This is a genomic window from Chryseobacterium gambrini, assembly GCF_027920505.1.
GTDB lineage: Bacteria > Bacteroidota > Bacteroidia > Flavobacteriales > Weeksellaceae > Chryseobacterium > Chryseobacterium gambrini.
The window spans coordinates 3,706,304-3,732,080 of sequence record NZ_CP115857.1 but is presented as its reverse complement, the minus strand read 5'-3'; the positions used below and the strand labels follow the sequence as shown (position 1 = coordinate 3,732,080).

The 25,777-nt window shown below is 37.8% G+C and carries 17 protein-coding genes; 6 read left to right on the top strand and 11 right to left on the bottom strand.

All coding sequences use genetic code 11. From position 1 onward, the window contains the following. Position 1 precedes the first annotated feature (1 nt). From PFY09_RS17110 to PFY09_RS17090, 5 genes are all read left to right on the top strand, one after another. Entirely contained in the window at positions 2-1,669 is a 1,668-nt protein-coding gene (locus tag PFY09_RS17110) for a glycoside hydrolase family 28 protein (protein ID WP_271160494.1), read from the top strand. Positions 1,670-1,875: 206 nt separating this feature from the next. After that, the gene (locus tag PFY09_RS17105; RefSeq protein WP_271160493.1) at positions 1,876-2,784 is read left to right on the top strand and encodes an alpha/beta hydrolase; all 909 of its coding nucleotides are present in this window, start codon (positions 1,876-1,878) and stop codon (positions 2,782-2,784) included. A 182-nt stretch (positions 2,785-2,966) separates the two neighbouring features. After that, entirely contained in the window at positions 2,967-3,938 is a 972-nt protein-coding gene (locus PFY09_RS17100) for a pectinesterase family protein (RefSeq protein WP_271160492.1), read from the top strand. A 266-nt stretch (positions 3,939-4,204) separates the two neighbouring features. Then, on the top strand, positions 4,205-4,942 hold the full coding sequence (locus PFY09_RS17095) for a rhamnogalacturonan acetylesterase (RefSeq protein WP_271160491.1): 738 nt from the start codon (positions 4,205-4,207) through the stop codon (positions 4,940-4,942). Positions 4,943-5,123: 181 nt separating this feature from the next. Next, positions 5,124-5,477 carry a cupin domain-containing protein gene (locus PFY09_RS17090; RefSeq protein WP_271160490.1) on the top strand — a complete coding sequence of 118 codons (354 nt, stop codon included), beginning with the start codon at positions 5,124-5,126 and terminating at the stop codon, positions 5,475-5,477. Positions 5,478-5,503: 26 nt separating this feature from the next. Here PFY09_RS17090 and PFY09_RS17085 read toward each other — a convergent pair whose 3' ends face one another. Beyond that, positions 5,504-5,635, bottom strand: a complete 132-nt coding sequence (locus tag PFY09_RS17085) for a hypothetical protein (protein WP_271160489.1) — start codon at positions 5,633-5,635, stop codon at positions 5,504-5,506. Positions 5,636-5,800: 165 nt separating this feature from the next. Here PFY09_RS17085 and PFY09_RS17080 point away from each other — a divergent pair, with 165 nt between their 5' ends. After that, on the top strand, positions 5,801-6,919 hold the full coding sequence (locus PFY09_RS17080) for a pectate lyase family protein (RefSeq protein ID WP_271160488.1): 1,119 nt from the start codon (positions 5,801-5,803) through the stop codon (positions 6,917-6,919). Between the two features lie 100 nt (positions 6,920-7,019). Here the strand turns inward: PFY09_RS17080 and pelA are convergent, their stop codons facing one another. The 10 genes from pelA to PFY09_RS17030 form a co-directional block, all read right to left on the bottom strand. Then, positions 7,020-8,045 carry a pectate lyase gene (gene pelA, locus PFY09_RS17075; protein ID WP_271160487.1) on the bottom strand — a complete coding sequence of 342 codons (1,026 nt, stop codon included), beginning with the start codon at positions 8,043-8,045 and terminating at the stop codon, positions 7,020-7,022. 11 nt (positions 8,046-8,056) lie between these two features. Continuing rightward, entirely contained in the window at positions 8,057-9,241 is a 1,185-nt protein-coding gene (locus PFY09_RS17070; RefSeq protein WP_271160486.1) for a DUF4861 domain-containing protein, read from the bottom strand. 406 nt (positions 9,242-9,647) lie between these two features. Then, complete coding sequence (locus tag PFY09_RS17065) at positions 9,648-12,833, bottom strand: VIT domain-containing protein (RefSeq protein ID WP_271160485.1); 3,186 nt, start codon at positions 12,831-12,833, stop codon at positions 9,648-9,650. A 267-nt stretch (positions 12,834-13,100) separates the two neighbouring features. Further along, a complete protein-coding gene (locus tag PFY09_RS17060) occupies positions 13,101-15,710 on the bottom strand; it encodes a helix-turn-helix and ligand-binding sensor domain-containing protein (RefSeq protein ID WP_271160484.1) in 2,610 nt (869 codons plus the stop codon). Positions 15,711-15,877: 167 nt separating this feature from the next. Beyond that, positions 15,878-17,458: a T9SS type A sorting domain-containing protein gene (locus PFY09_RS17055; RefSeq protein ID WP_271160483.1), complete on the bottom strand. Its 1,581-nt coding sequence runs from the start codon at positions 17,456-17,458 to the stop codon at positions 15,878-15,880. Positions 17,459-17,544: 86 nt separating this feature from the next. Beyond that, the gene (locus PFY09_RS17050) at positions 17,545-19,245 is read right to left on the bottom strand and encodes a family 16 glycosylhydrolase (protein WP_271160482.1); all 1,701 of its coding nucleotides are present in this window, start codon (positions 19,243-19,245) and stop codon (positions 17,545-17,547) included. A gap of 245 nt (positions 19,246-19,490) precedes the next feature. Continuing rightward, the gene (locus PFY09_RS17045; RefSeq protein ID WP_271160481.1) at positions 19,491-20,387 is read right to left on the bottom strand and encodes a glycoside hydrolase family 17 protein; all 897 of its coding nucleotides are present in this window, start codon (positions 20,385-20,387) and stop codon (positions 19,491-19,493) included. A 61-nt stretch (positions 20,388-20,448) separates the two neighbouring features. Continuing rightward, positions 20,449-22,830 carry an MFS transporter gene (locus tag PFY09_RS17040; RefSeq protein WP_271160480.1) on the bottom strand — a complete coding sequence of 794 codons (2,382 nt, stop codon included), beginning with the start codon at positions 22,828-22,830 and terminating at the stop codon, positions 20,449-20,451. Positions 22,831-22,851: 21 nt separating this feature from the next. Further along, a complete protein-coding gene (locus PFY09_RS17035; protein ID WP_271160479.1) occupies positions 22,852-24,336 on the bottom strand; it encodes a glycoside hydrolase family 30 protein in 1,485 nt (494 codons plus the stop codon). Positions 24,337-24,471: 135 nt separating this feature from the next. Next, positions 24,472-25,683 carry a glycosyl hydrolase family 17 protein gene (locus tag PFY09_RS17030; RefSeq protein WP_271160478.1) on the bottom strand — a complete coding sequence of 404 codons (1,212 nt, stop codon included), beginning with the start codon at positions 25,681-25,683 and terminating at the stop codon, positions 24,472-24,474. Positions 25,684-25,777 lie beyond the last annotated feature (94 nt).

Sequence of the window (25,777 nt, the reverse complement as noted above, 5' to 3'; positions counted from 1 at the left end):
AATGAAGAAGACTTGTAAAGTGATCGGTTTAGCAGCAGCAATGCTATTTTCAGGGCAAATCTATGCTCAGAATTCTGATATTTATAAAAATATTGAGTTTAAAATGCCGCAGGTTGCAGAAACTTCTTTTGCAGCCAACACCGTTTCCATAACACAATACGGCGGAATTGCAGGCGGAAATGTAAAAAATACGGAAGCTTTTAAAAAAGCAATCGAAGATCTGAACAAAAAAGGAGGCGGAAAATTAGTCGTTCCCCGAGGAATGTGGCTTACAGGTCCTATCGTCTTGAAAAGCAATATCAATCTTCATGTAGAGGAAGGAGCGATGATTATTTTCAGTAAAGATAAAAATGATTATCCGTTGATAGATGTAAGTTTCGAAGGATTGAATACTACGCGTTGCCAGTCTCCGATTTCGGCAAAAAATGCAACAAATATTGCCATTACAGGAAAAGGAATAATCGACGGAAGCGGCGAAGCATGGAGAGCCATCAAAAAAAGCAAAGTGTCTGAATCTGAATGGAAAGAAATTGTAAAATCCGGCGGAATTGTATCTTCGGACGGCAAAAACTGGTATCCTTCGGAAAGCTATAAAAAAGGATTGGAAAGCAGCTCCAACTTCAATGTTCCCGACAAGATTTCCAAAGAGGAATTGATTACGGTGAAAGATTTTCTCCGTCCGGTAATGGTAAGTCTGGTAGAATGCGACAAAGTTTTGCTGGACGGACCGACATTCCAAAATTCTCCGGCATGGAATCTTCATCCTTTGATGTGTTCCAATGTCATTTTAAGGAATCTTACCATCCGAAATCCATGGTTTTCTCAAAATGGGGACGGCGTGGATCTGGAATCCTGCAAAAACGTTCTGATCTACGACAATACCTTTGATGTGGGAGATGATGCCATCTGTATAAAATCCGGAAAAGACAAAGACGGAAGAAAAAGAGGAATGCCGACTGAAAATGTCATCATTAAAAACAATATTGTGTACCACGGTCATGGAGGTTTCGTCATTGGCAGTGAAATGTCGGGCGGAGCAAGAAATATCCACGTTTCAGACTGTACTTTCATCGGAACAGATATCGGGCTTCGTTTCAAAACCACGCGTGGAAGAGGAGGAATTGTGGAAAATATTTACATGAAAAATATTAATATGATTAATATTCCGACTCAGGTGATCGGTTTCAATATGTTCTACGAAGGCGCATCTCCGGTTCTGGAAGACGGGCAGAAACAGGAAGGCAACAAAGCTCCGGAAAAAGTATATCCCGTAACGGAAGAAACGCCGGTTTTCAGAAATATTTTCTTTAAAAACATTACAGCAACCAATTCCGATGAAGCGATTACTTTATTCGGTTTAGCTGAAATGAATCTTAAAAATATTGTGATTGAAGATTCTCAGTTTGATACCAGAAAAGCTTTAACCATAGTAGATGCAGACGGAATTCAGTTAAAAAATGTAAAGCTGAAATATTCCGAAGGAACGGGAGCAACGATCTACAACAGTAAAGACATCAATCTTTCAACCGTGAAGTTTGATTCTGCAAATAAACCCGTTGTAAAAGTGTTAGGAAATAAAACAGGTGCAGTCTTATTACCAAAAGAAATTACGTCTGATAAAAATGCACTTTCTATCGGAACGGATGTATCGAAAAATGCAGTTAAATAGTTGGATATCGCAAAGACGCAAAGTTTTTTAATTTTAAACAATGTTTTAAGGCGCAAGAAAATCAAAAGATTTTCAACAAATTTTGCAGTGTTACATTTTATCAAAGATAAAATCTTTGCGTCTTAAAGCATAAAGTAAATAAAATTCTTTGCGACTCTGCGATAATCTAACAACAAAAATAGTATTAAAAAAAATTCCTTAAGCGAATGATTTTTAACCGAAAACATACTTATATTTCTATTTTTTTTGTGGGGACAATGGCATTCGGACAGATAAATCGACCGAATGCTACTCCCTATACCAACGAAGGAACATTCGAAAAGTTCAAAAAAAAATATCCGTTTGTAACTCCGATTGACCGTCCGGTTCCTCAAAATATCGGGATTGATGAAGACGTAGAATATAAAAACATCAACGGAATTTCTCTGAAAGCAGATGTGTATTATCCTTTAGATCAGAACAAAAAATATCCCGGAATTGCAATGGTTCATGGTGGCGGATGGATTTCAGGCAGTAAGGAAAACGAAAAATTCATGGCAATGGAACTGGCTTCAAAAGGTTATGTGGTAATTGCCATCGGTTATCGTCTCGCTGATGTTGCAAAATTTCCTGCCGGAGTGGAAGACATCGAAACCGGAATTGAATGGCTGAAGAAAAACCACAAAAAATATTCTTTAGACCGAAAGAAAATAGCGGTTCTGGGAGAATCTGCCGGAGCGCAGATCGCCACTTTGGTCGGCGTGAAATCCAAAAATAAAATTCAGGCAATTGTAAATGTAGACGGCATTGTTTCTTTTATTCATCCCGAAGCGGAAGAAAGTACTTATGCTTCCTATTGGCTGAACGGAGACAGAGAAAGCAATTTAAAAAACTGGACAGCCGCTTCTCCGTTGGAATTTGTGGATAAAAATACCCCTCCAACTCTTTTCATCAACAGTTCGCAGCCAAGATTTCATGCCGGAAGAGACGATATGATGAAAAAACTGAAGAGTTATAGCATTCCGACAGAGTTTCATGAGATTAAAGACACACCGCATTCCTTTTGGTCGGCAGAACCATGGTTTACGGAAACATTGAATTTGACATTGGATTTTTTAGATAAAGTTTTGAAATAGTGATCTTAAACGCAAAGTTTTTATTAATAGATATGTTAAATTTTAAGGAGCAAAGATGAATCAACAAGTTGATTTTATGAAGTTATCGTCATAGCTTCGCGAAGCAAATTGATTTGCCTTTGCTATCTAAAAATAAGGTAATATAAAACAAATCTTTGCGTCAGAAAACAATAAATCAGTTTATGAAAAAATTATTTTTAATTCTTCTCATCTCGATGGCAAATTTGCTTTTTGCAGGAAATGATCCGTATATCAAAATTACCGTTGCAAAAGACGGAAGCGGAGATTTCGCCTCCATTCAGAAAGCTATTAATTCCATCAGAGATTTGGGTGCGGAAGAAGCTTTGATCTTGATAAAATCCGGAACGTACCATGAAAAAGTGATGATTCCTTCTTCAAAACATAAAATTACGCTGGAAGGCGAAAATAAAGATAATACCATAATTACCAACAATGATTTTTCAGGAAAACCAGATTCTTTCAATGAAAAGATGACCACGTTTAATTCTTATACGTTATTGGTGATGGGAGATGACATAAAAATCAGCAATATAACGATTCAGAATACTTCCTGTAATGAAGGACAGGCGGTTTCACTTCATGTGGAAGGTGATCGTTTTATCATTAAAAATTCGATCATTTCAGGTTGTCAGGACACCGTTTATTCTGCAACCAATCACAGCAGACAATATTTTGAAAACTGTTTAATCGAAGGAACGACTGATTTTATTTTCGGACAGGCAACCGTTGTTTTTAAGAACTGTACGATTAAAAGTTTAGCCGATTCGTTCATCACGGCAGCCGCAACGGAATCGGACAGAAAGTATGGTTTCGTGTTTTTCGACTGTACATTAACTGCGAAAGAAGGCATTACCAAAGTGTATTTAGGCAGACCGTGGAGACCTTACGCGAAAACTGTTTTCATCAATACAGAAATGGGAAAACATATTCTTCCTGGAGGCTGGAATCCGTGGAAAGGCGACAAAATGTTTCCTGATAAAGAAAAAACAGCCTATTACGCGGAATTTGGGAGCAAAGGAGAAGGCGGAAATACTTCGAAGCGCGTAAACTGGTCGCATCAGCTCACAAAAAAAGATCTGAAAAATTATACGCCGGAAAAAATTTTTGATGGCTGGAATCCTCAACATAAGTAATGAGTAATTAATAATGAGTAATGATTACCATTCGCTAAATCGACATAGGAAAATGGAGCGTTAAGAAAATTAATTCTGTGAACGTTAAGAAAATTCTATTGTTTGAGCGCGACCAAAATACTGAATAAAAAGACAAACATCAAATTCGCGCGAGTTCTAGGATTTTTAGTGAATAGAAATAATTTTTAGCGGAAGTTTCCAGGTCTTGAACTTTTGATTCTTTTGTTTCCAAGACAAAAGAATATAAATTAAAAAATTTATTTAAAATGAAAAAAATACTTTTAATCTTTAGCATAGCCGTTTCAGCTTTACTTCTGGCTCAGCAAAAGCCAACCCTTTTCTTAATCGGGGATTCTACCATGGCTACTAAAGAAAATCCGGACAAAAATCCGGAACACGGATGGGGACAGGTTCTGCCTCAGTTTTTAACCAACGGAATTGAAATACAGAATCATGCGGTGAACGGAAGAAGTTCCAAAAGTTTCAGAACGGAAGGACGATGGGATCAGGTGGAAAAACAACTGAAAAAAGGAGATTTTGTCATTATACAGTTTGGTCATAACGATCAGAAAATCAAAGACTCTACAAAGTTCACCAATCCTTACACACAGTACAGAGCGAATCTTGAACGATATGTGAATGAAGCCAGAGCGAAAGGGGCGACTCCTGTTCTGATGACTTCCATTGTAAGAAGAAACTTCAACGAAAACGGAGTGTTGATCGATACGCATAAGGAATATCCTCTGGTTGTAAGAATGGTCGCAAACGATCTGAAAGTTCCTTTTGTGGATATGCAGTTGTTAACAGAACAGATGGAAATTTCTTACGGCCCCGAAAATTCAAAAAAACTTCATCTGTATTATAAAGAAGGCGAAGATCCGTATTATCCCAAAGGAAAAGAAGATGACACGCATTTATCGAAATTGGGAGCGGAAACGGTGGCTAAATTAGCCGCGAAAAATTTAAAGGCATTAAAAATAGGGTTGGAAAAGTATATCAAATAATAGAGATCCCGCTGATTTTACAGATTATGCAGATTAAAATCATTTTAAAGATCTGCTCAATCAGCAAAATTTGCGCGAGAATAACATAAAATCAATCAAAACATTAGATTTCTCCTCCGTCGAAATGACAGGTTTGATGTAAAAATTAGTTTAGTAAAAATTGAAAAAGTAAAATAATAAGATGAAATTCAAAAAAGAACCTTTCTTTGATGGGAATTCCGAGTGGGAAGATTTGGGAGGCGGCGTTTCCAGACAGTTTGTCGGGTATAACTCTCAGGTCATGATGGTGATTGTACAATTTGAGAAAAATGCTATCGGTGCATTACATAATCATTTTCATTCTCAGATCACCTATGTTGCAGAAGGAAAATTTGAAGTTACGGTTGATGGTGAAATGAAAATTTTACAGAAAGGTGACGGATTTTTTGCGCAACCCAATATTTTTCACGGGGTAAAATGTCTCGAAGCGGGAAAACTGATTGATTCGTTCGCTCCTTTCAGAGAAGATTTTATTAATGATGAGTTTTCAGGCTAAATTTCATTTTCAGAACATAACTTTATTTAAGCCATAACAATCTGTTTACCAATTAAATAAAACATATACCAAACAGCTAATATTTTTTCCTGAAGATCTTCCGGTTCAGCAGATCTGATCTGTAAAGCCGGATTATCTTTGGCATTTTTATTTATCATTTAAAAGCCAAATTAATTTTAAACATTAAATAAAATGCAACCGATTAACCAAATTAAATAATCAACATTATAATTATATAAATATAGATGTGTTAAAATATAAATTATTTAGTTGTCGTATTTGTAATTTTATAATCTAATCTTAATTAAAAACAATTACTTACTATGAAAAAAACATTTAAAGCTGTTTTTGCTGCGGTAGCGCTCTGTTCTGTTTTTGCCTTAACCGGATGCGGACAGGAAGACATTAAATCCGATTTATCCGAAAACAACAGTGACCTGAACATGAGAAGTGAACTGGTTGCGAGTGCGGTAATTCCGTTAGCCAATTGTGTTGCACCGGGATGGGCTTCTCAAAACGGTGGAACTACAGGAGGCGGAACTGCTGCTGAAACTACCGTTACCAACTACGCCCAGTTAAAAGCTGCTATCGAAAATTCAGCCGTAAAAGTGATTAAAGTAACCGGAACGATTACGGTTTCAGCACGTCTTTCATTTCAGGATCAGACAGGAAAAACCATCTACGGAACAAGCGGTGCGAAACTGGTTTCTACGGATCAGACCAAAGATGGTTCAGGAATCATCAATATTAAAAGATGCAACAATATCATCATCAGAAATCTGATCTTTGAAGGTCCCGGAGCGTATGATACAGATGGTTGGGACAATGCTATTCTGGACGATTGCCGAAATGTGTGGATCGATCATTGTGAATTCAGAGACGGGGTAGACGGAAATTTTGATGTTAAAAATAAATCTGATTTTGTAACGGTATCCTACACGAAATTTCATTATTTAAAACCTCCAAAAGCGGGAGGATCCGGAGGAACAGACGACCACCGATTCTCCAACCTCATCGGTTCGAGCGATGGCGCCACAACGGATGCAGGAAAACTGAATGTAACTTTTGTTCGTTGCTGGTGGGCTCCGGGATGCAGAGAACGTATGCCGAGAGTGCGCTACGGAAAAATCCATATCCTGAACAGCTATTTCAACAGTTCTGTAAGCAACAAATGTATTGCAGCAGGAGTTCAGGCTAATATCCGAGTAGACGGAAATGTTTTTGAAAATGTAAACGAGCCGATTAACCTAATGAGCGGTTATACGGCAGTAACGGTTACTTCCAACAATACTTTTACCAACGTTACGGGTAATAAGCTAGGAAACGGAACAGCTTTCACGCCTCCTTATACAATTCCAACGCTTTCTCTGTCATCCGTAAAATCTGATGTTACGGCAAATGCGGGAGCTACATTATCCGGAAATATCTGCAATTCTTTTTAATACTATTCATACAGTAAGCGGCTGTCCTGATCGGGACAGCCGCTTTTTTCTGCAGAACATGGAATAAAAACTGATCTAACTTTCCATGAACCACACCTAACTATAAATCAGAAATACTGTTTTTTTCAAGCCACTTCGGATATTCTTTCCCAAGCAGTTTTTCGGCATAATCTCCGTACCAACTGTAGCCGTTTCTTCTTTCTTCGGAAACTTCGTAATAATTGTATTTTACGCTTCCATCGCGGTCGCCGAAAAGAGGTTTATTGTTGTTGATATCATAAAATCTTGCCCAGATCACAGAATTTTTATCTTCGGCTAAAGTTCGTACCGCCTTTCCGTTTACTTTTGCCACTTCATAGCTGTAGCCTTCAATTTTATTTTGCCTGAACCATTTTATGGCAGATTTTACAGATTTTTCGATTTCCGGAGTTACCGGCTGCATCATTAAAAACCTTACAATTCCCACAGATTCTGCAGTGGCTAAAGAAACAGGCTCAAAAGCTCGTGCTTTATCCGGCTGTAGCGTTTCTTCGTTGTACTGATCGCCCCAGATGGCAGGAATATTTTTTTGCAAGACCTGGGTTTTTAAAATACATTCTATTCCTTTCTGAACTGCGGTTTTTGATTTTTCTTTCAGCTTTGGATCCACTACATCGAAACCATTTTTTCCTTCGGCAACATTATATAAAACCGTTAATGCATTAATCATTGCATTGTCGTTATACGTAACCTGCTTTCTGTACAGTCCTTTATTGGGATAATACTGCGGAAAACCTCCGTTGTTTTTATACTGCATCAGCAAAAGATAACTGATTCCTTTTTCTGCCGATTTTAAATATTCGGGATTTTTGGTGACAGAATACGCTTTGATGAGTGCATTAATTTCTCTTGAAGTTGCATTATTATCAATGGTTGCATGATCATCTCCTGTTGCTTTTATCTTTCTTAAAAGTTCTTTGCCGAGAGGAAGATTGTAATTGACGACAGATTTATCTTCGAGCTGTTTTCCCCAACCTCCGATTGGAAGCTGATAGATCAGCATTTTTTCAGCTAAGGTGTCTTTTGTCTGAGCGGAAAAATTGACGGCAGCTAAACCTAAAGTCAGTAAATAGAGTTTTGTTTTCATCCTTATGATGTTTATTTAATGGTTACCTGTAACGGATTTGCGATGATCTGCGCCTGTTTTTTTAACAGATTTTCCCAATCTTTCCGGGTTTGAATCTGTCCGCTTTTCTGCCATGCAAATCCTGCGTAGTAGGTAAGTTTTTTCTGAGGTTTTGTGATGACCAGTAAATTGCTCTGATCCGGAATTTCAGATGTAAAAGCTATTGATTTTTCAATAGCTTCAGGATTTACCACAATTCCCTCTCCTACAAAGGCATCATCAATTTTTTCCCAATGAAGATAATAACCTTCTTTGTCATTAAGCTTTGCTTCTCCTTCGTTTTTGTGAAGGGTAATTCCGATGGTATAATTCGGAACCTTTTTTTCCGCTTCAAAAGTGGATTCGAATTTTGAAAAGTTTGAACCTACATCTAAAGAAATTCTTTTGGTTTCTTTCACGCCAAAATCGCTCCAGGGATTGTATGTAAGCTCAAAAACTGTTCTCAAAGGTCCTTCAGCAATGGTTTTAGAGGTAACAAAATTCTGCGAAACCTGTAGTTTTCCGTCTTTCCAGATTCCTATTCCTCCGGTTCCGCGGCTGTCTCCTACGTGATAAGGATCGTAGCCTTCTCCTCTAAAATCTCTGTGGTAATACATCGGATCGGTTAAATAGCCTTTATACCATTTATTGATAACCGGCTGTTCTGTTCTTTTCAGCCAAATATCCACTCCGCTGGAAAGGGTACTTCCTTTTACTCCGGCTAAAGCTTCTTTCTGCCCTTTCGGACCGTACATTCTGAATGCAATTTTTTCATTTTCCCATGCATAATCGTCTACTCTTTCCGGAACCAATCTGGAATAGGTGGTTACTTTACTTTCAGGAACCGAAGATTTTCCATCGGCTGTAATGGTATATTTTTCAGAGGATTTTCCGGCAATGTGCGCCATGAAAAGCAATTCATCATTGTTTCCGTCTCCATCGTTGTCGATCCACTGAATGGTTATTAATTGTCCTTTGCTGTTTTTTATCCTTATCTCTTCTTCTTTATTTTTATTTAAAAAAGATCTTAGCTGTGAAACGTGAACTGAAACCACTTCATTTCTTTCAAAATTCAGATTATTTTTCACCTGAACAGAAGTCTGGGCATTGTACAAAGATGAATTAATGCAACCGATTGCACAAATGAATCCAAGAATAGAATTTTTAACTGTAAACATATATTGTACTGTTGAGTTAATTCTCCAAAAGTAAAAATAATTTTTGTTCAGGAAGAGAAAATTTTAATGATTTAACAAAATATTGTGACTTTTAGTTTCAGATTCTGACTGGTTTGTGAAAGTAAAAAAAGCGTCCGCATTTCTGCAGACGCTCCAAACTCAATCTTCTTCATCATACATCGACCACTACTTTAACTTCTCCACATACCATTTTATTGTGCTTTACCCTCTTTTTTTCTAAAAATTCCGCAGACTGACAGTTCATTCTTCTATCCAATTAATTGATTAAAATCTCAGATCATTCGTTTTATAAGGCTTAATTAAATATACAGATCTGCTTCGCCTGCGGAAAAAACCTGAACAAATTCTTAAAAACCACAATCACCTGAATTTGTACAGTTCCTAATTAAAATTCAAATTCACCAATCAGAATTCCGTCATCATTCCCTCTTACATTTTCTTTCTGATTCTGAAACACTACTGTTTTTCTTTCCTGCTTCCCTGTTGCATAATTAATATAAACTTCTGCCATAATTGCGGTTGGTCCGGCAATTCCCACCTGTCTTTCTCCAAAGAAATTGGTCTGGATTTTATATTTTCCTTTAATTGCTTTTTTCAGCAGAAATTGTTCCGGTCCGAAACCTCTTGTAAAATCGTTGCTCAGTCTCCCTCCGATTTCTGTTTCCGGATGACTGTAGTAACAACGTTCGTTATTGGGATCTGTTACCCAAAGATCAATATCGGTATCGTCTTTATTCCAGTTGATCACTACTCTGATATTTACCGGAAGATCTGCAATAATCTTAGGATTGATGTTCTTAAGATCCAGTCTGATTCCGTACTTGCTGATCAGTTCATTGATCTCCATGATCACTATTTCCTCTATTCCATCGTCTCTGTCTGCTAATTCCCTTGTATAAGACTGGGTGAGAACTTTATATAAATTTTCCAGAGCCTGCTGATATTTTCCGTTATCTTCCAATGCCAAAGCATAATCTCTGTAACTTTGCGGATCAAACGGTCGCCATTCCAATACCTTCTGAGAGGCAAAAAGTTCTTTATCATAAACTTCAGCCTGCTTTAATTTATAGGCTAAAAGCTTGTACAATTCTTCATTTTCAATATCAAGATCTGCAATAGAACTCAATACTTTAAGTCCGTATTTTTTATCATTATTTTTAAACAGCAACTGAGCAACATCAAAATAATACTGAGGCAGGTTTTCATATTGCGCTCTGTTTTTCAGATAAACTTCATATATTTTTTCAGGGTTTTTAGCAGAATTAAAAAACTTCATATAATCTGCACTGGATTCCACCTCAATTAAATTCACTCTTCCTGAATTCATTACCTCGGAAATTCCCTGCGTTTTCATTGAATCTGTTTTTGCAGTCCATCCTGAATTAACACTCATTCCTGAAACTCGCCCTTCAAGCGACTGAACTGAATTATTTGAAGCAATAGAAGCAGTTCCTCTTACATTGATCTGTTGATTTCTTACTGGTTCAGATTTTATCACCGTCAATGAGGAAACCATTGCATCTTGTCTTTTTTTAACTCCCAACGCTCCGGTTATCACCACCTCCTGAATATCATTAGATCTACGATTAGAAACAGGTACTTCTAATCGATCAACTTGCACAGGTGGAGCATCCACTTTCGGGGCAACATTTGCAGTTGGCGGCGGAGCATAAACAGATTCTTTCACTCTTCCCTGATTAGTTATTCCGGTAACTACCACCTCCTCAATCCTTTGGGTTCTGCTATCAGAATCGATTAGTTCATCATAATCAGGTTCCGGATATCGTTTTAATTCCTTCTTTTTCTTATATTCTGTTTTCCACCAGTCCTTCAGGTTTTGTGTCATTCTTTCTGCATCATCCATCAGATCTTTCACGCGCTCATCTTTCGCAGCTCTGTTGTTTTTAACCATCTCATCAAACCGGGCTTTTAATTCTACAGGCGGAGCGATATCATAACGGACGTAATCTTCCACATTTTCCAAAACCATCAGGCTCATATTATTACTTACCAAACTGAACTGTTTGCTGATATTTTTAATCTCTTCTTTATTTTCTTTTTCAAAGATTTCAAGTTCATTCAGTTTCTTCTGTGCCCAGAATTTTGAAATTTCCCAGTCTTTTACCGCGTGTTCATTTATATTTAAATTAATGGCTTTTGTTTCGGTTACTTCATTTCCATATCCGAATTTTGCCTTAACTGTTGTTTGGTTTTCTTTTAAAATACCTGTCAGCACAAAATCCTCAGAAATGGTCTGCGTTAGAGAAGGATAGACTTCAGAAAGCTGAGCATTATTTTCAATTCCTAAAAATTTTAAAGGCTGAAATAATAAACTTCGAACCACCTTTTTAGGATCATTTTCGTTCAGGTTTAAAAATTCTCCGCCTGTTTTGCTGCTGATGAATTTCAACTGATTAAAATTCGCAGCATTGGATGAGGAAATGGTATAAACCGGCTTTGTCCAGATCATTTTCAGTTCTCCGAAAGACGACAATCCGTCTGTAAAGAAAAAGATTTCATCTTCACGAAGCGACTCCAGTTTTCCGAAATCTGTTCCGCCATCGTACGTTGTTTTTAACAGATAAGCTTTTAACTGATTCCAGTTTCCGTCATTAATTCTGAAAGTCTGTCCTTCTTCGAATGTATTATTAATGAAATATATCTTTACATTCAGGTTTTTATTGGTCTTAAAATATTCTTCCAGTAAAGCCAGTTCTTTTGAATGATCGCGTTTCTTTCCGCTCAATGAATTATCCCAGACAATCGCCAGTTTATTGGGAAGCCTTTTGGCTCTTTCGTTTGAGCTAACCGCAATATTTGCAAGAAAATAAGACGAATTACCAGAAGCTTTCTGTATTAAAACACTTTGGTTTTCATGATCCTGAGGAAAAGTAATCTTTAAATTATTTCCAGGCTTATATTGTGTTTTGTGCGTATCGGCAACCCAAATATTTCCGTTTTTAACGAAATGAAAACTTCCGTCCGGTTTTTCTTCGAGCTGTGGGGAATTCAAACTCTGAAATACGGTTGTTTTAACATTAAATTCAGGAATCTCCGAGCTGTAATTCAACGGTAAAAAATACTGGTAAGAGTTCCCTGCTTTTTTCAGTTCATAATGATAGGTAATCTGAACAGTTCTTTCGCCACCATTTGCAGTGATCGGATAAACTGTTGTACGAAAGCTGTTTCCTTCTACTTTTTCAAGGATTCCCGGATCAATATTTCTTTTTTTAATCGTTTCGTAAACTTCTTTTGCTTTTTCTTTTTCAACAGGAACAGCATTTCTTAGTTTACCATTGATGTCTAAAGCATAACCGCTTGCATTAACTCCTTCCGGAAGTGGAAAAGTAACTCTCCCTTCTCTCAATCGGTCTGAATTATTTTTTAAAACCATCGTCACGGTATTGGTAGAAATTCTTCCTGTGATTTTGGTTTCAATATTCAGTTTCTGAAGGACAACCTGATTGCTCTTTTCATAACCTCCCTTTCCATCACCCGTTTCAATCATCGGAATCTGCGCCAAATAGAAAACCGGTAAAAAAAGCAGGATCTTTATATATAAATTTTTCATAGGTAATATCATTTTAGTTTTTAAAGCTGTCTCTATTTATATAGATGCAGAAAAATGGAAAAGCGTTGGAAACAATTTTAAAGAAATGTTGCATTTTATAAGCACAAAACCATAAAGCATTGATTACAAACAATATAAATCAGATGTTTTTTTTTATTTTTTTTCATGATGATTACAAGAAGTATAGCCTCCGAATTGTAATCAGAGGAAAAAAAGGATTGTAAATAAAATTACGGGACGTAGATAAATGGATTTTTCTTAGAAAAACTATTCAAAATTATTCAGAAAATCAAACAGATCATCTTCCGGTTTCAGCCCGAGTTTTTTTCTCAGTCTGGATCGGCTTACATTGATACTGGAAGGCAATACCTGAAAAATATCTGCCATTTCTTTAGAATTAAGCCCAATTTTAAGGTACGCGCATAAACGCAGATCGTATATGGAAAGATTGGGAAATTTCTTCTTCATTGCCTTGAAAAACTCCTGATGAAGTTCATCCATCTGGATTTCGAATGTATGATCGTCTGTTTCCAGATAGGTTTTCAGGGTTCTGCGGATTTCTCCGAGTCTTATTTTAGAAATATTCGGGTTGTTCTCTATTTCAAGTATTTTTTCATTAATGGTAGAAAGAAGGCGGTTTTTATCTTCATCTTCTTTGGCTTTGGTGGCAAGTTCTATGGTTTTGTTTTTGATCTCTTCTTTGAGGTTATTTTTCTCATTTTCAAGCTGTCGCTGTTTTTCAAAAAACATTTCCTGTCTGTGCTTTTCTGCCTGTTCGCGAAGTGCATTCTGCTCTTTTTTCAGAAGTTCCAGTTTTTGTTTTTTCAGTTTATTTTCCTGATATTTTTTAAGGAAGTAAAAAAAGCCCGCTATCATAAGAAGATAAGCTGCATAACTATACAGACTTCTGTACCAAGGCGGATTGATTCTAAAAGTAAATGTTTTTACGTCAGATATCTGGTTTCCGATTTTAGCTTTTACCAAAAAACTGTATGTTCCTTCTTTGAGACCAAGAAATTCTATTTTATTTTCAGAATTCCAAACAGACCAGTCTTTTGAAAATCCATCCAGAAAATATTGATACTCCACTCCTTCTTCGTTGGGAAGCGAAAATATAAAACGGAGATTATTGAACCGGTAAGGAAGCTTTTGGTTCTCTTCCAGATCAAAATTTCCCATATTGTTAAACATCTGCGCCTTTGTGAAAATAAGCCGGGAACTGAACCTGTTCTTATCCTGAAAATTCAGTTTTTCAAGCGCAAAACCGTTGTATATAGGGAAAAAGTTATATTCCGCAGATAATTTTTGGGGAATATAAAATCCGGGAAGTTTACCGTTAATAACCGGAAGCTGTACTTTTTCGGAAGCAGGAAAAAATTTATTGTTCTGATGATTGAAATCATACTGTTCTGATGAAGTGAATATTTTTATTTTCTCCTTGATTTTGTAAAGATGCGGCAAGTTTCCTTTAAAATTACTGTCGGGAAAGATCTGACGGTTAACCGCATTAAAATTGGTATCGACGGTTGTCCGCAGAATACCGTAATTAGGGATGTTAATCCATATCGTATGATCATTTTCCACTTCAATCTGGCTTACCGCTCCTACAATTAAATTCATTTTTTTAATGAATTTGAGTGTATTGTTTTCTTTTTTGTAAACGAAAATTCCCGAATAGTTTCCTGTTAAAATATAATCTTTCCTGAAAGGGGTAATTGCAGAAACGCCATATTCGTTGTTGATTTTTTTTAAACTGTTTTTCTCCAGAATAAAAAGTCCTTTATCATGACCGCAATACAGATTTCCGTCGATATTTCTCAGCGACCAGACCTGTCCTTCGGATCCCTCTACCATTCGTAAAAAATTACCGGATCCCGGATTTCCCATTTCATTCCAGTCTGCAAAATACAGCCCCTGATTAGAACCTAAAAAGAAAATATGATCTTTGAACGCTGCCGTATATCCTGTTCCAAAATCATCATCCTTACTGTAAAAATAGGTAATGTCATTTTTAATATCCACAGAAGAGATTCCATAATCCAGACCCAGCCACAGTTTACCGCTTTTCTGGTAATTCATGCACAAAACAGTATTGTTGGGTAATCCTTTGCTTTTGTTAATGTGCTGAATGATTTTTCCGTTCAGATCCGTAATGTATATTCCGTCCAGTATGGTTCCGAAAGCGTAATACTGCGTTCCCAAATTAATAAAACTGAAAACCTTACTTCTGATCAGCATTGAAGAAACTTCAAGCTGAAGCGGGGTAAGTCTGCCGTTATTCCATTCAAAAATTCCTCTATCTTTAGTAATGATGCGTAGAGAATTTCCGTTAAAAAAAACACCGCTTACATCCAAAGAACTGTTATCTGGATAAGAAAACAGGAGTTTCAGCTGTACTCCGTCGTACTCAAAAAGTCCTTTTTTTTCATCGGCAAGAAACAATCTTCCGTTGACGAAGAAACTATTGGAAAATCTGGACTGTGCAGAAATTTTGGTAAGCTTTTTATATGATGAAATATAAATGTTTTGATGAGATACAAAAACCATCTGATTTTTAATCTGATACGTTCCCCAAAACTCCTCATTCACCCCACCTATTTTCTTTCTGAAAGGATACAGTGAAGTAAAGCTGAATTTTCTGAATTTATTTTTCTTCCAGACTCCGAAATCCATATCTGCTCCTGCATAAATGGTAGAATCATTGGCAGCGTATAAAGATCTTGTATAGCCACGGTAACTCTTAAAATGTCCCCATGTTTTACCGTCAAACTCCAGAAGTCCGTCTTCGGAAGCCATATAGATCATGCCGTTTTTTGCAGATTTAATATCCCAGATTTTACCATGATTTCCGTAGCTCTCGGGCAGATAATTTTGCACAAAGGGCATCCCTTTTTCCAAAATGCTCTGTGCATTAGAAAAAAAACTCAGGAACAATAAAAAGTAAACAAAAAAGTGTTTCAGCATTTTACTCAAATATAGATAAAATTTAAGAAAAAAACGTCCGTTTTGCCAACGGACGTCTAATTATTTATTGATGGTTTTAATTATTTCACAATAACTTTAGAAGACTGAACTTCCCCTTTATCTGTCGTGGTTTTCAAAATATACATTCCTTTGGCAAATCCTTGTGTGGATATGGTGTTTGAGCTCTCACTCTTTACTTTTTGTCCCGACAAAGTGTACACTTCGATCGTTTTTACTTTACTTTCTGCCGTAATTGTTTCACCAACATTCGCAGGATTAGGATAAACTCTCAAGCTTTTGGAAACGGTAGTTTCATTGGTTCCCAATACTGTAGCTTTATGAAAATAGAGATTATCAAAATAAACCGTTCCGATATTGGAAGTAATCACAAACTGGGCGATATCATTTCTTGCAGCATTATTCGTCCAGCTGCTCAACGGAACATCGATAGAAAGCCATTGCCCTTTTACCAAAGCCGGTGTACTTCCTGTATTGAGCGGAAGTTCCAGTGCAGAAACCTCTCCCGAAGTTCCTCCCCATTGTGAAAGTTTGAGATTGAATACTTTTCCTACCATATCCACACTATTATCGATCCAGATATCCATATGGAAATGGGTGAAATTAGTTGCATTGATATGATGTCCGGCTCCGCTGAAATCCACTCCCAAGAAATTGGTGAAAATAATTTTTTTAGTATCATTTCCCGCTACCTGAATATCAGAAATACTGGAATCGTCCCAAACCGCAGACCATGCATCAATAGGAATATTGGCATAAGCATTACTGAACATGGAAATAACGTCTGTCGCAGCTCTCGCAGGAGGAATTGGCGCAGCAACATTAGGTCCTGAAACCACATAATTTACCGTGTATGTTTTGGTTACCAATCCGTTTTGTGAGGTTACCAGAACAGTTGCCGTACCCGGAATTACCGATGACTGGGTAATGACTTTTGTTGCGCTTGCATTGGTGGTTGTAGCAGCAGTAATTTGCGGAACCGCCGTTGTACCCTGCGGATATTCCAATGTATAGGAAAGAATCGCAGAACTGAACCCTGAAACAGTGGTTCCGTTTACTTTTAAATCGCTTAAAGTAGCATCTGCCGCAGGATTTACGGGATTTTTCCAGAAATAGATGTTATCTAAATAAATATTAGATGGATTTGTTCCTGACTGTCCGTCAAATTTCAGCTGAAAAACAGAATTCCAGGTCATTCCCGTAAATGCAGATTTTGGCAAATCCACACTGCTCCATCCTGCATTCGTAAGAGGAACATTCACCAAAAATTCACTGGCGCCCGTTCCATTGTTGATGGGCGAAACTTTAAGAACAGCTCCTGCGGTGTTTGTCCATACATCAATATGAAGATATTCCATAGAAGCTGCATTCTGAGTAGTGAGTTCAGTTCCCTGATAATTGAAATTGGTATAAGCCAATATATTATTTCCGGAACCAGAAACGGCTATAAAGTTAGGGTTTACAGTTACCGGGGGATTTTGTCCCCAATAAGGGCTGTAATTAGTAGCTACATTCGTATACGCATCACTGAATATAGAAATCACATCCGCGGCGGCTTTTGTAGGTGTCGGTGCATTAGTTGTTGGCTGAGAAAAGCCAAAACTAAATGCCAAAAGCATTAAAAAAAGAGATAAATTTTTCATCTTTATAAAGTTTTAAAAATTAGTATTATTGTTGATCTTTAATTTTCAGAAATGATATTCTTAAAAATCGCGAATCGTTTTTTGTCTTATTTTTTTACGATTTTATACGTATTGGCTCCTTTGGAATTTTCAATTCTGATTAAATAAGTACCTGCCGTAAAGGAACTAAAATCTAACTCCAAAGTCGCTCCCACATTTTTTTCAAAAAGTTTCTTCCCTGAAAAATCATAAAGTGTAACCGTATTTTTGTTTTCAGGTAATTTCAGATTCAGGCTATTTTCAACAGGATTGGGATAAAGCAGTTCTTTGGCTTTAAAAAAATCTGTAACTCCCAGAGAAATACACGCATCACCAACTACGTAAGAATAATATTTGGTCACCGACATTCCTCCTGCGTAGGCAAACTTCACCGCATAATTAATTGTAGAACCCGCGGTTTGTCCTGTAATGGTACTCGAAAATTTCTTTCCGGAAACATTGGTCATTGGAGTTTCTGTAAAAGGGGTTTGTTTCCATAAATACGCTACAACACCAGTCTTATCAGCATCTAAAAGTTCAAACGTAATTTTCACATCGGTTCCAATGGTTTGAAAGTCGTATTTGTATCCGGTAGAAAACGCGCCCTGCGAAGCTAAAATAGAGGTTCCGTTGCAAGCAGTATTGATATTGGAAAGCGTGGTTGCATTCAGCGTGATAGGATTATTGACCGCAGTATTTCCTGCCGCATCGCTCGCTGAAACTGTAAATGTATAGCTGGTTGTTGGACTCAAACCTGAAATTATGACAGATTTCGGTATTCCTGATGTACCGTAAACCGTTTGCGTCGCACCACCCGAAATCTGATAGGTAATCGCTCCAAAATTATCGGTTGCATTTAGTAATAATTCTACGGAATCGCTGGTTACTGCTCCAACAGTTGCCGTAAATTGAGTGGGTGCAACCGTGTCTGGAGTGGTGTTTTGATAGACTCTTACATAATCAATAATCATCGAAGCATCGGTAAATGTGGAAGGAATAGTTCCTGCAACACCGCCCATTGCAATATTAAGCAGCAGATACTGTTCTTTATCAAAAGGCCAGGTTGATGCATTTTTTACTGAAGGATTATAGGTATAATACGCTACTCCATCCAGCAAAAACGTAATTTGATTGGGCGACCAGTTCATCGAATAAATATGATAATTGGCGGTAATATCCGATGAAGCCAACATTCCGCCATGGTTGACAGAATTTCCTGACGAAGACGGTGTATGCAACGTACTCTGAATAAAATTTTCAGGAGCAGAAGGGAAAATTCCGTATTCCATCATATCGATTTCTCCGCAAGCCGGCCAATTGGTATTTCCGTAAGTGGAAGCGAAATAGCCACCCGGTTCGTTTACATTTCTTCCTAAAAGCCAGATTGCAGGCCATGTTCCCTGATTTTTCGGAACTTTTGCTCGTACATCTACTCTGCCATATTTAAAAGCAAATTTTGAATTTAATCTTGCCGAAGTATAATTTTTGGTAAATCCTTGGTCGGTAAACACTTCTTTTTTGGCGACAATATTCAGTTCGCCGTTGTTGGCGAAAGAATTGGTGATGAGATTGGTGTAATGTTGTTGCTCATTATTGTACCACCCACCTGTTGTAGGCAATTGAGTTTGATGAAACCATTTGGTATTGTCAACTGCGCCGTTGGTGGAAAATTCGTCGGACCAGACCAAATCATTGTACACGACATCGACCTGCGCCAAATAAAGTGTGCTGAAAAGGAATAGAACGATATGGTGTAATTTTTTAAGCATAATATTTTTTTAAATTTTAGATTATAGATTTTAAATTATAGATTAACACGTCTATATTTTTTAATCTCAAATTTCTCGCAGCCCGACTTGATTGGAGCTCCTTTTCTTTTCCGTTGCCTTCGACTTCGCTCAGGCAACGGAAAAGAAAAAAGCGGGAACCCTTCGACTGGCTCAGGATAAACTTCAGGTGGATTAAGCTGCCCAAATAAAACTTCCATTAACCGACAACCATCAACCAAAACTCCTCAATACTTCAACTTCTCGTGTTTGTCCCAAATTCCCCAATGTGCGCCGACTTCGCCTTCGGGACCGACTTTCCAACTTTCATCGAAAGAGGAAAAATAAAAACAGTCGATTTCCTCGTCCATACACCACAATTGGGTGTTGATGAAATAATCGAGCGCATTTTTTTCTGATGGAAAAGCGCCTTTTAGTTCTTCGCCTTTACTTGGCCAACCTGTTTCGGAAATGATAACGGGTTTTCCGTTGGCCGCCTGTTTTGCCTGATAGTACATTTGCTTCATATAATTGAGCGAATTTTCGGCGGGACAACTTTCCCAAAACGGATAACAGTTCGCCAAAATAACGTCGCAAGCCTCGGTAATTCTTGGTTTTATGGTGAATTCATAATAAGCATCTACGTAACCAACTGGAATTTCAGGGATTTCTTTTTTTACTCGGTTGATGAATTCTAAAAGCTCATCTTCTGTTAAATCTTTGCGGTACATTACCTCATTTCCGACTGCTGCAATGTCTACAAAACCTTCTTTGGCAAGTTTTATCAATCCTTCTACTTCTCTTTCGTTGATTTCGGGATCGTTTCCGAGCCACGCTCCAACCAAGGTTTTCATCCCGAATTCTTTGGCGATTTTCGGGATGTGTTCGTTGCCTTCGGTGCAGGAAAACGAGCGAACCCACGAAGTGTGCGGTTTCAGGATTTCCATTCTTCGGCGAACCTGCTCTTCGGAAATGATGTCGCCGGGTTTTTGTCCGTCTTCATATAAACTGAAACAAAAGCCGTGAACGCCGTTGTACAGAATTTCTCTGAACAAATCTTTTTTTTCGGTTTCAGTTTTTCCTTTGATGTAATTATCCTGATTTTGCTTGGGTAAGGATAAATACTGCTCTGCTCTGTATGACATGTTCTTAGATTATAGTTGTGATAAATGATAAATGATGATTTAGTCTAGCATTTCCTGTCTTTTAGTCTTGTATCTTTTTTTTAAATTTGAATTTTTCATTGGCACCCCACAATCCCCACGAAGTTCCTGCCCAACCTTCGTAATGGATTTTCCATGACTCATCGAAAGAAGAGAAATAAAACAAGTTAATTTGTTCTTTTGATGCCCATTTCTGAGCTTCGATATAGTATCTCATCAGATTTTCCGGAGATGGTTCTGCATTTTGTACCGCCTCACCTTTACTTGGCCAACCAGTTTCTGCGATGATAATTTCTTTTCCGCCCGCGATTTTTTGGGTTTGATGATACATTTCCTGCAAATACATTCCGGCGTGGTCAATGGAAGCGCCTTCCCAGAACGGATAACAATTAATTAAAATTGTATCGCTTGCAACCACCAATTTCGGGTGATTGATGATTTCATAATACACATCAATGTAGGTTATAGGAACATTCAGCGTTTGATTTTTAACTTGCCCGATGTAACCGAGTAAAGTTTCTTCGTTTTGGTCGCCACGGAAAAGCACTTCGTTTCCAACAGCGGCGATATCTACATTTCCTTCTTTGATCAATTGAATTAAAGACTGAATTTCCTGCTGATTTTCTGCCTCATCTTTGCCAATCCACGCTCCCATTAATACTTTGAAGCCCATTTCTTTGGCGATTTTCGGGATATTTTCGTGTCCGTGGGTGGAAGAAAATACTCTGATCCATTGCGTATGAGGTTTTAATACTTCGAGGCGTTTTCTGATCTGTTCTTCGGTAATGAAGTCTCCCGGAAATTGTTTTTCGGTAAAAACGCTGAAACAAATGCAACTCATTCCGCCATTAAAAACGTTTAAAAATTCTGACTTTACTCGTTCAACATTAGAATAATCATACGTTGGGAAATAATATTGTGGAAATTGCTGTTGCAATTGTAGTCTGGAAAGTCCGGCCAAATTCATTCCTTCTAAAACATTGTTTGCGCCGTAACCAGACGGTTTTGGGGCTTTTCTTTTTTCTAACAAATCTCTTACTTCTCTGGCTTTGGCTTCATCTACATCATAATTTTTCATGGTCCAAATGGCAGTCAAAGTTCCAAGAATCGGAATTCCAACAAAGAAAATTCTTAACCAAAACATCGTTTCATCGGTTTGTGTAGCGGCATTGGATTGAAAAGCGACCAGAGAAAGAATCATCCCACTTAATAATCCCGCAACAGCGGTTCCGAATTTTACCATCCACCAATAAATGGCGCCTAAACTTCCTTCTCTTCTTTTTCCTGTGTTGAGTTCATCAATATCGATTACATCCGAAGTCATCGACATCATTAAGGTAAACAAACTCCCGATTCCGAACGAGAAAAACGGCAACGCAAACAGAAACAGATACGGCTTGCCCGGAACGAAAAGTAAATACAGTAAAATATAACCCACGATTGAAATGCCCTGAGAAACCAAAAATGCTTTCTTCTTCCCCATTACTTTCGACATTCTTGCCACAATAGGAATGACTGCAACGGTTGTAATAATTGCGCCTACACTTCCGAATAAAGTGGGCCATAATCCAAATCCCTCTTCATTTCCTTTGAACAAATAATATTTGATGATGAAGTAGGAAAATCCGGCTGTAGTCTGAAATGCATTAAATATTAAAAAAGTGGCAATACATATTTTTCTGAACGGTTTAATTTCTACCGAAGCTTTCAATCCTTCTTTTATTTCGCCAAAACTTCCTAAAATTCCTTTCAAATCAATCGGGCTGTAGTTTTCGTGGAGTGTCGATTTGCTTGGAATAAAAAATGCCGGAATTGCCGCTAAAATGGCACAACCAATAGCAACATAAACCGCCAGAGTTCTCACCGCAACATCACTGGATGGAAATAAGGACTGATCTGCCATGATTACCCAAAACCAAGGGGCAACCACCCAAGCTAACTGACCAATGAGCTGAGAAGTTGCCATAATATTGGTGCGCTCATGGAAATCGTCGCTCATTTCGTAACCCATCGCTACATAAGGAATACTGAAGATGGTGAGTCCGGAATAAAAAATAAGTGAAACCACCAAAAAGTACCAAAAATTGTACGTAACGCCATTTTCAGCGTACAACTGCCACATCAAAGCAAACGAAATCCCTAAAATAATAGCTCCTGCTAAAACATACTGTCTTCTTCTTCCCCATTTCGATTTGGTATTATCGCTTACATATCCCATAATCAAATCAAACAAAGCGTCATAAAACTTGGGAATAAAGTAGGTTAAGCCCAACAAAAATCCGCTAAAGCCGAGTTTCTCTACCAATACAACGGTGAAAATCCCGATCATTGCAGGAAACATCTGGTTCGCCAACATTCCCAACCCAAAAGCGACCTTTTGACCGATTGGAACTTTATTCGCTGATTTTTTGATTTGATCTGCCATTTTTCTTGTGTGTTTTTTTAATTAAAAAGTTAAATGAACCGTTTGCAGTGCTTTTGCACTGATGCGAGCCGGAATTTTTTGATTTTCTAAGGAAATTTCGATATTTTTTGCCTGTTCCGATGGGTTGAAAACTACCACCGCCACTGAACCGTCGGGATTTTTAGCGGCTGTTACTTGCAATTCTTTATCAGGATTTTCAAAACCAATTCTTACCGCTTCGGGACGAATAAATTTGCTGAAATGCGCCATCGTGTAGTATAAAGGCGTTACATACACTTCGTCTTTTTCGGGATCTACCAAAATCGGAGCGCCACACCAGTTTTTAAACCAGTTCGGACCGCCGTTTTTATCCAAAACCATATTCCAATCGATCCAGCCATCAACCTGATTGTTCAAGCAACCGATGATGTCTCCCGCGTAACGGAAAACCGGAACGTATTTCGGATGCAGATATTTTTCTTCTTCTTTCGCCCAGTCAAATCCCCAATCTGTTGCTTCTGCGCTCCAATACCACGAATCATCTTTCCATTTCGGAATATCGCCGTCTATACAAGCTTCAGTTTGAATCAAATGTTTTGAAGGATTTTTCTGATGTGCATATTGCAGCTCGTCTTCAAAAATTTTATAGGTGCTGTCGTACCAATGAATGGCTGTTCCTGCAAAATATTTGGAAGATTTTTCGGAGCGGTACATTTCGTCTACCCAGTTTTTAAGTTCAGAACGGTTTTGGTCGTAGCCGAAAATTTTCACGTTTCCGTAGCCGTCTTTTTCTAATTTCGGACCTAAGAAATTTTCCACGAAATCGGTCATTTCTTTTGGGGTAAACAACATACTTTCCCAGTTTCCGCCGTTTCCGTGAGGTTCGTTGATTACAGTAATTCCCCAGATCGGAATGCCCAGTTTTTTATATTCGGTTAAATATTTTGAAAAATAGAGTGCAAAGGTTTCGCTGTATTGCGGCAATAATTTTCCGTTGATCCACGCATTGTTATCTTTCATCCAAGGCGGTGAAGTCCACGGTGAAGCCAGTATTTTAAACCCGTTTTTTGAAATTTTCTGCGCTTCTTTAATCATCGGAACCAAATCATCCATATCTTCCTTCACCGAAAAATGTTTCAGTTCTTTATCGTCTGCAACCGGAGCGTAGGTGTAATGTTTCAGAGAAAAATCGCAGGAAGCAATCGTGGTTCTGGTTAAAGAATAATTGGCTCCATCTTCCCCAAAATACAATTGCAATACTTTTTCCCGGTTTGCCTTGCTTAATTTGTTGAACAAATACGCAGAACTTTCGGTAAAAGCACCACCAAATCCCGTAATTTTTTGGAATTTCTGTTCAGGATTGAGTTTAATTTTAATTGAATTTTCAACAGGTTTTACCGCATCAATTTTGGTTAATTGATTTCCACTTGCAGAGGTTTCGTAGATGTCTGTCTTCCACGATTTTTGAGATTGACAACTCATCATCAAACTGGTTATTAGGGCGATATGTAGGATTTTTGTTTTCATATTTTTGGATTTTTTTCCAAATGTTTTTTTATCTCGCTGATTGTGTAGATTTCGCAGATTAAAAAAGTTTAAATAAATTTGCCCAATTAGCTAAATCTGCGAGAGCATTACCTTTTTGAATCATCTGAAAAATCATCATTTCGTTTTCAACAATTGTTTTTCAAATTCGCGGTGTGGAGGCATTTCCACAGAATCTAACAATCGTTTCAGATTTCCGTTAAAGGTTTTCTGAATGGTGTTTCCGTCCCGTTTTAGTTTTTTAAAAGCGCCTTCATCCACCAAATTCCAAACCGCATATTTTGCATTTCCATCTACGGTAAACAATCCGAAATGATTTTCCGAACCACCTGAATTTGCGGCATCTTTCCAAGGTTCGTCGAAGGCTTCAAAATAAAAACAGGAAATTCCCGCTTCGTTTGTCCAATCCCGCATTTTGTGATAGAAAATTCCGGCTTTGTATTCGTCAACTGCTTTAGAATCATTGCTTCCGTACAGCTCATTGGAGAATGTTGCCCAACCGGTTTCGCCAATATGAATTGGTTTATCTACGCCTAAACTCTGCATATACTTTTTCACCGAATTGTACTGCGATTTTGCGTAATTCATGGAACGATTCATCGCCAAATCCAATTGTTTTTCTTTGGAAAACTGAAATTCATCTTCTGAAATCCCCCAAAAAAACGGGTTGTAATGGGTGTCGTGCATCGGATAGGTGTGCATCGAAATATAATCCACCGCTTTGATCAACTCATTGAGTTCTTTGGTGTGATATTCTTTGTCTCCACCGCCCCAACTTGCAAAATTGTCGGAACTGGTAATCCATAAATCTTTCGGCAATTCTCCTTTTTTCTTTAATTCCTGTAAATGATTCACCCATTTCAAAATCACGGAAGGCTGCACGTAGTAGGCGGTTGCCCATTTTACCATCGCTTCGTTTCCTACGGCAATCACTTTAATGATTTCCGGATATTCGTTCGCCAATTCTACAGCGTGTGCAATTTCAGAGGCGTTTCTTTCGCTTTCTTCGTTGTGATTGGGTTCAAAACCTGTCCACGCATTTTTACAGTCGATCCACGCTCCGAGCATCACGTACATTTCAAATTCGGGATTTTCCTGACGCAATTCTTTAATCGCTTTCAGCACATTTACGGCTTCCGGAAGATGTACATTATACGTTCTGATGATTTTCACACCCATCGCCGAAAGAATTTTCATATCTTCTTTCAACTGCGAAACGGTAGGTTGCACTCTTCTGGAATTGGTTCGGTAACCGCCGTAAGACATTGCCAAATAGTTAGGATTTCCCAAAATTTCGGATGCACTTTTATGTTTGATTGTGTTTTGCATACTGTTACACGACATTAAATAGGTCAAAATAAGAATTGGTATTACACGGAATAATTTCATTAATCATTGAAATTTTTTCATTGTTGCCCGATAA

Excerpts from the sequence above, each read along its gene's own strand:
- PFY09_RS17035 (WP_271160479.1), bottom strand. The coding sequence starts at position 24,336 with ATGAAAACAAAAATCCTACATATCGCCCTAATAACCAGTTTGATGATG.
- PFY09_RS17090 (WP_271160490.1), top strand. The coding sequence starts at position 5,124 with ATGAAATTCAAAAAAGAACCTTTCTTTGATGGGAATTCCGAGTGGGAA.
- PFY09_RS17085 (WP_271160489.1), bottom strand. The coding sequence starts at position 5,635 with ATGATAAATAAAAATGCCAAAGATAATCCGGCTTTACAGATCAGATCT.
- PFY09_RS17055 (WP_271160483.1), bottom strand. The coding sequence starts at position 17,458 with ATGAAAAATTTATCTCTTTTTTTAATGCTTTTGGCATTTAGTTTTGGC.
- PFY09_RS17080 (WP_271160488.1), top strand. The coding sequence starts at position 5,801 with ATGAAAAAAACATTTAAAGCTGTTTTTGCTGCGGTAGCGCTCTGTTCT.
- PFY09_RS17105 (WP_271160493.1), top strand. The coding sequence starts at position 1,876 with ATGATTTTTAACCGAAAACATACTTATATTTCTATTTTTTTTGTGGGG.
- PFY09_RS17065 (WP_271160485.1), bottom strand. The coding sequence starts at position 12,833 with ATGAAAAATTTATATATAAAGATCCTGCTTTTTTTACCGGTTTTCTAT.
- PFY09_RS17030 (WP_271160478.1), bottom strand. The coding sequence starts at position 25,683 with ATGCAAAACACAATCAAACATAAAAGTGCATCCGAAATTTTGGGAAAT.
- PFY09_RS17110 (WP_271160494.1), top strand. The coding sequence starts at position 2 with ATGAAGAAGACTTGTAAAGTGATCGGTTTAGCAGCAGCAATGCTATTT.
- PFY09_RS17095 (WP_271160491.1), top strand. The coding sequence starts at position 4,205 with ATGAAAAAAATACTTTTAATCTTTAGCATAGCCGTTTCAGCTTTACTT.
- PFY09_RS17070 (WP_271160486.1), bottom strand. The coding sequence starts at position 9,241 with ATGTTTACAGTTAAAAATTCTATTCTTGGATTCATTTGTGCAATCGGT.
- PFY09_RS17050 (WP_271160482.1), bottom strand. The coding sequence starts at position 19,245 with ATGCTTAAAAAATTACACCATATCGTTCTATTCCTTTTCAGCACACTT.
- pelA (WP_271160487.1), bottom strand. The coding sequence starts at position 8,045 with ATGAAAACAAAACTCTATTTACTGACTTTAGGTTTAGCTGCCGTCAAT.
- PFY09_RS17100 (WP_271160492.1), top strand. The coding sequence starts at position 2,967 with ATGAAAAAATTATTTTTAATTCTTCTCATCTCGATGGCAAATTTGCTT.
- PFY09_RS17040 (WP_271160480.1), bottom strand. The coding sequence starts at position 22,830 with ATGGCAGATCAAATCAAAAAATCAGCGAATAAAGTTCCAATCGGTCAA.
- PFY09_RS17045 (WP_271160481.1), bottom strand. The coding sequence starts at position 20,387 with ATGTCATACAGAGCAGAGCAGTATTTATCCTTACCCAAGCAAAATCAG.